The following is a 5,242-nucleotide window of genomic DNA, read 5'->3' as shown; positions in this document are numbered from 1 at the left end:
TTGTAGGTGTACCCTACACCCACGGTTTTCTCTATCGCTCCCGTTTATTCTATTGACTTACATATTTCACAGTGTAGAATGTAATTAAGAGAGGGTAACAAAACAGTAACAATAGGAACGTATCGAATTGATGAGCTATTGGATGTTGGAGGTATTTACCCATATATGCTCAATGTGAGCATTAATATATTGAGAGTCAAAAGAATGAAGAAACTTCTCGTACCCTTTATTTTCTCACCCATTCTCTTCATGATAACCCTGATCATAAATACAGCAAGCATTGGAGAGAGACTGGAAGACCATCAAAGAAAGTCATTACCTCAGAAGCAGGTGATTAACAATAAAGATGTTCATGGATAAAGGTAAACAATAAAAGATGAAAGTGCTTCTCGTATACCCCAAGTACCCGGATACCTTCTGGAGTTTCAAATATGCACTCACGTTTATATCAAAAAAGGCTCTGCATCCACCGCTCGGCCTGTTGACGGTTGCCGCAATGCTTCCTGAGGAATGGGAGAAGAGGCTTGTAGATTTGAATGTTGCCAACTTGAAAGACCAGGACCTTGAATGGGCAGATTACGTGTTCATCGGTGCCATGACTGTCCAGAAAGAGTCGGTGAGACAGGTTATCTCCCGGTGTAAAGAACGAGGCAAGAAAATCGTAGCAGGAGGCCCGCTCTTTACTGCAGCCTGCGAAGATTTCCAGGAAGTGGACCACCTGGTACTGAATGAAGCCGAAACGACACTCCCGCTCTTCTTACACGATCTCGCCGAGGGAAAGGCCACACATCTCTATACCTCCAAGGCATTCCCTGATCTGAAAAAAACACCGGTTCCCCTTTGGGAACTTATCAATATGAAAAGATATGTCTCCATGAATATCCAGTATTCCCGGGGCTGTCCATTCATGTGTGAGTTTTGTGATATTACCACCCTTTACGGCAGAAAAACCAGAACCAAGAGTGCGGGCCAGATACTGGATGAACTGGAAATCCTCTATTCACTCGGCTGGAGGGGTGGCATCTTTTTTGTTGATGATAATTTCATAGGCAATAAAAAGAAGCTGAGAGAAGATGTCTTGCCTTTAATGATCGACTGGATGAAGAAAAGAAAATATCCCTTTGATTTTGCAACCGAGGCTTCAATCGATCTCGCTGATGATGAAGAACTGATGAAGTTGATGATCCGGGCCGGTTTTGAGTCCGTTTTTGTGGGTATTGAAACGCCGGATAATGAGTCCCTAAAGGAGTGCAACAAATTCCAGAACACCAATCGTGACCTCATTACCAGCGTAAACAAAATTCAAAAGCTCGGTTTACGTGTGCGGGGAGGCTTCATCGTAGGATTTGATCATGATTCCCCTGAAACATTTGAGAGGTTGATCGAGTTTGTTCAAAAAAGCAGAATTGTTACTGCCATGGTAGGGATGCTGAATGCTCCCCGCGGCAGCAGGCTCTACGAACGCCTTCAAAAGGAAGACAGGTTATTGAAGGATATTTCCGGCGACAACACGGATTTCTCAACAAACATCGTTCCGAAGATGGGCTACGAGAAACTGGCCGAGGGATACAGAAAGGTAATTAGTGGCATCTATTCTCCCGGATTGTACTACGAGCGGGTAAAGGCATTCCTAAGGGAATACAGACCTCTGGAAAAAAGAAAAAGATCCTTCCACTTTAAATATATCTGGTCTCATTTCGGTTATATAGGAGCCCCTTTGAAAACGATAGTGGTGTTAGGCATAAAGGATAAAGCCAGGCTCTATTACTGGAAGCTCCTTTTCTGGTCTTTGTTCAGACGCCCGCGACTCCTGCCCATGGCCATCACCTACTCTATTTACGGGTTCCACTTCAGGAAAGTGTTTGGAAGCCATATGTGAACCGTGAAGAAACCAAATGGGTCTGTCTGCCTATCTCTGTGAGCGTTGTATCTCCTTCAAATCTTTTGTAACACCAAGGGTAATTTTACATTTTTCAATGAATCCTTTATCTCCTAAGAATATCTGGCCGTTAAGATTTTTCCATGGCGTCTCTTTTGTTACGCATAGGTAGGTGCTATCGCCAATTTTCAATAGCACCTTATTATGATATACATTACACGGCTGGGATCAAGTGGAAAAAAGCAGTGTTTGCCCACGGGTGCAAAAATTACTTTTGCCCGTTGCTCATCGAGCAAAAAGGTGTTACGATAGGTAAAGGGCAGAGATCGAGAAATGGCAGAAAAGGCAGTTAAAAAATCAAAAATAAAAAAGCATCTGTCCAGCCATTTTCAGGACATTCTGGAGGTTGCCCGTCTTCTGGGTTCCAGCACGATCCCCGAGAAGGTCCTCGGAACTGTCCTCACTCACCTCTCTGAGCGGCTCGGCAAAAGGGCCCGCTGCGCCTTCCTGGAAGGAGGCGACTTGAGGCTCAGGTTCTGGGCAGGTGAGCACATCGGTCCGGTAGGCGGCCTTCAGGTACACAAGGATAGTATTGTCTGGAACGTCGTGAAGAAGGGCATCGCGATCAACCTGACAGAACCTCGACAGACGAACGGCTACACGCACACGTTGAGTGAACCGATCAAGATCAAGGCCGTTATCCCTCTGGGCTACGTCGATCCCCTGACCCAGCAGGAGAAGAAACTGGGTGCTTTGATTGTCGATTCGGGGAAAGAGGGCATCCCGATTTCGGCGGAGGACTTCGAATACCTCCAGGTGATAGGACAGCTCCTTGGCGCTATCATGGGAAGAGCCGAACTCGTCCAGCAACTCATGACGTCCTGCAGTCGGCAAGAGGAGATTCTGATGGAGACTGCCCACAACTTCCGAAACCGCATAGCGGCAATTGGGGGTTTCTCACACCGCATCGCACACCTGGCACAGGGAACGGAGCTGGCAGAAAAGGCCATGTACCTTCATGAGGAAGTGAAAGCCCTTGAAGTCCATCTCGCCGTGTTCGAGAAGTACATGGCCGTGAAAACCTGAGAATTGCACACACCTTATCACAAAGTGGAAGTGCGCCCATTTCGTAAAAAGACGGAGGATTGGGGACGTCCTTCAACTATTCAATAACTTTCATGATTTGTTTCTCTCAATAATCATCAATTTTCATATCTCCGGAATCTCCTTGCTTTGTGGGTGAAGCGGGTACCCAACGACTTCCTGAACTGTTGTTTTTTACTGCTTCCCTTTGATATGCAATACTTCAAGCAATAATGGTTAATATCTGAAATCTTATTGACATTTATTGAGTACAATATCAGAATAGAACAAACATGTGCATAAAGAGGAGGCAAGAGGGGAATGGCAAAGGAGTCAATGCTACACTTTTTTTTGGAAAGAACGGAGAACCTGGAATACTGCTTCAACGTGGAAACTTCTGAGCCCTTGGATTCTCATGAGCTTTTGATTTTAAGGCAGCTTTTAGCCAACGGCTTTATAATGGAAAGTGTATCTGCGAAACCCATCAACCCTGATGGAGCTGATGTGGTGGAGCTTGGTCCGCGGATGAACTTTGCCACAGCCTATTCAACAAATATCGTCGCCATTTGCCAGACCTGCGGGCTCGAAAAGGCTACCCGCATAGAACGTTCCCGGCGATATCCACTTGCTTCAGGAGTTGATAGAGACCGTTTTGTTTGGGAAAATCATGATCGAATGACAGAATGCTTGTATGATCGACCGTTGCAGACCTTCGAAACCGGAATTCTGCCGGAGCCTGTGTTTGAGATTCCTATGTTGGAAAAGGGTCCGAACGCTCTTTTAGAAGTACCGGGTCTTGCCATGGACGAGTGGGACAGGAATCTCTACTACAATTACTTTGTAAAGGAAGAGGGAAGAAATCCTACGATTGTTGAAATAAGGGATCTGGATAACGCCAACAGCGAGCACTCGCGGCACGGCTATTTCAAAGGAAAGCAGATTATAAACAATATCGCTATGCCGGAAACGCTTATGGAGATCGTAAAATCGACTTTAAAAGCGAATCCATCAAACAGCATCATAGCGTTTAAGGACAATTCCAGCGGGATTAAGGGATATGACTGCTGGACTATTCTCCCCGAAGAACCCGGAAAACCAGCGCCTTTTAAGAGAAAGAAGGCACACTACCATATCATTTTTACTGCCGAGACGCACAATTTTCCCACCGGGGTTGCCCCTTTCCCCGGGGCTGAAACAGGCACGGGCGGAAGGATCCGCGATGTCCAGGCCACAGGAAGAGGCGGTCTGGTCGTTGCCGGAACAGCGGGATACTGCGTTGCAAATCTGCTTATCCCCGGATATGACTTGCCATGGGAAACCAAATCCTTTGCCTACCCATCAAGCCTGGCTCCTTCCCTGGCTGTAGAGATAAGAGCGAGCGACGGCGCCAGCGATTACGGAAATAAGTTCGGCGAGCCCGTTGTGTCAGGCTTTACGCGGTCATTTGACCAAAAGCTTCCCACTGGCGAACGTTGGGGATGGATTAAAAAGATAATGTTTACGGGCGGCATCGGACAGATCGATGCAAGGCATATTGAAAAGGATGAAGCGGAAAAAGGCATGCTTATCGTTCAGGTAGGCGGCCCTGCATACGGTATTGGTGTGGGCGGCGGTTCGGCTTCCAGCAAACTTCAGGGGGAGAACGAGGAAGAGCTGGATTTCAACGCTGTCCAGCGTGGCGATGCAGAGATGGAACAAAAGATGAATCGCGTCATCAGGGCTTGCATTGAAATGGGAGACGACAATCCTATCGTAAGCGCCCATGACCAGGGAGCCGGCGGCCCTGCCAATGTTCTTAAGGAGCTTGTGGAAAAGGCGGGGGGCAAAATCGAACTAAGGCGTATCAGGTTAGGAGACCCGACCCTGTCGGTGCTCAAAACCTGGATTGCCGAATATCAGGAGCGATGCGGTTTCCTGATTATGCCTGAGAGGATTGCAGAATTCGAATCAATCTGCGAAAGGGAAAAGGTGAATTGCGAATGCCTCGGAGAAGTTACAGGAGACGGCCGCTTCGTTGTCCATGATGAGAAGGATGATTCAACCCCTGTGAATCTCAATCTCGGGAAGGTCCTCGGCAATATGCCGCAGAAAACCTTCAAGGATGAAAGGCTTGAATATTCACTAAGGCCCGTTGAATTGCCGGATGATCTGTCGGTAAAAGATGCATTGTCTCGTGTGCTTCGGAACCTCACAGTCGGTTCAAAGAGATTTCTCACAAATAAGGTTGATCGAAGTGTTACGGGTTTGATTGCGCAACAACAATGCTGCGGTCCGCTTCAA

Annotated in this window: 5 protein-coding genes; 4 read left to right on the top strand and 1 reads right to left on the bottom strand. The window is 47.1% G+C overall.

Annotated elements, in window-relative coordinates:
- Positions 1-204 precede the first annotated feature (204 nt).
- Both NTU69_08920 and NTU69_08915 read left to right on the top strand, forming a co-directional pair.
- Complete coding sequence (locus tag NTU69_08920; GenBank protein ID MCX5803630.1) at positions 205-360, top strand: hypothetical protein; 156 nt, start codon at positions 205-207, stop codon at positions 358-360.
- Between the two features lie 16 nt (positions 361-376).
- A complete protein-coding gene (locus tag NTU69_08915; GenBank protein ID MCX5803629.1) occupies positions 377-1,879 on the top strand; it encodes a radical SAM protein in 1,503 nt (500 codons plus the stop codon).
- 30 nt (positions 1,880-1,909) lie between these two features.
- On the opposite strand, the gene NTU69_08910 is transcribed toward NTU69_08915, so the two are convergent.
- Complete coding sequence (locus tag NTU69_08910; protein MCX5803628.1) at positions 1,910-2,071, bottom strand: hypothetical protein; 162 nt, start codon at positions 2,069-2,071, stop codon at positions 1,910-1,912.
- 141 nt (positions 2,072-2,212) lie between these two features.
- Between NTU69_08910 and NTU69_08905 the strand changes: the two genes are divergently transcribed.
- A complete protein-coding gene (locus NTU69_08905; protein ID MCX5803627.1) occupies positions 2,213-2,965 on the top strand; it encodes a hypothetical protein in 753 nt (250 codons plus the stop codon).
- A gap of 318 nt (positions 2,966-3,283) precedes the next feature.
- On the top strand, positions 3,284-5,242 hold a 1,959-nt coding region (locus tag NTU69_08900; GenBank protein MCX5803626.1), incomplete at its 3' end, for an AIR synthase-related protein.

The organism is Pseudomonadota bacterium (assembly GCA_026388215.1).
Lineage (GTDB): Bacteria > Desulfobacterota > Syntrophorhabdia > Syntrophorhabdales > Syntrophorhabdaceae > JAPLKF01.
Note: the sequence above shows the minus strand (reverse complement) of the source record. Positions and strands in the feature narration are given on the sequence as shown.

Coding starts and splice junctions, on each gene's coding strand:
- NTU69_08920 (MCX5803630.1), top strand. CDS start 205: ATGAAGAAACTTCTCGTACCCTTTATTTTCTCACCCATTCTCTTCATG.
- NTU69_08915 (MCX5803629.1), top strand. CDS start 377: ATGAAAGTGCTTCTCGTATACCCCAAGTACCCGGATACCTTCTGGAGT.
- NTU69_08905 (MCX5803627.1), top strand. CDS start 2,213: ATGGCAGAAAAGGCAGTTAAAAAATCAAAAATAAAAAAGCATCTGTCC.